Here is a 781-nt window from a genome sequence, read left to right as displayed (position 1 = left end):
CGCCGCCGATGAGCGTGTCCGCGCCGTCGCCGCCCGATACCGACTCCGCCGAGCCGCCGCGGCCGTCATAGCTGTCATCGCCGCCGCCCAGCACCACGGCATCCGCCGTGCCCGCGTTGCGGAACCGGTCGGCATCGGCGCCCAGGTCGACATTGCCGAGGCTGCCGCCGAAATTCTTCAGCAGGTCCTCGCCCTGGCCGGTATCGACCCCCTGCATGCTGCCGGTGTTCCGGATCTCGTCATTCCCGCCCTGCAGCGAGACCCGGCCGAGGATCGTGCCGGAATTGTCGATCGCATCGCGCGCGGTGCCGCCCGAGACCGCCCAGCCGAAGCCGCCCGGCTCGCCGAGCGCCGCGATCGTGCCGCTGTTGGTGACCTGCGAGACATCGCCGACGATCTGGATGCCGGTATAGCCGATGATCGTGCCGCTGTTGGTCACATAGGCGCTGGCCGAGCCCGGCTGCAGCCGCACCGCGCTGCCCACCACAGAGGAGATCGTGCCCGAATTGGTCACGTATACATTGCCGAAATCGTCGGTCACGCGGCCGTAGAGCCCGTAGTAGTAGCCCGAGACATAGCCGGCATTCTCCACCGTCAGCAGGCTCGTGAAGCGCGAATAGAGCCCGTAGAGCGACTGCGAGACCAGTTGGCCGGTCGCCCCGATGGTCAGCCGGAACTGCGCCGATTGCTGGTTGATGCCGTTGTCGTCGCCGCTGAACACGGTGCCGAAGATCGCCAGGTCGGCATTGCCGGTGACCACCACCGCATCGTCCTGCAGCGC

At 68.0% G+C, this 781-nt stretch carries 1 pseudogene; it reads right to left on the bottom strand.

The window, feature by feature from the left end:
- Positions 1–781, bottom strand: a pseudogene (locus tag HCC78_RS32890) (hypothetical protein); the annotation flags it as partial.

This window comes from Mangrovicoccus sp. HB161399, assembly GCF_013184745.1.
Classification (GTDB): Bacteria; Pseudomonadota; Alphaproteobacteria; order Rhodobacterales; family Rhodobacteraceae; genus Mangrovicoccus.
Note: the sequence above shows the minus strand (reverse complement) of the source record. Positions and strands in the feature narration are given on the sequence as shown.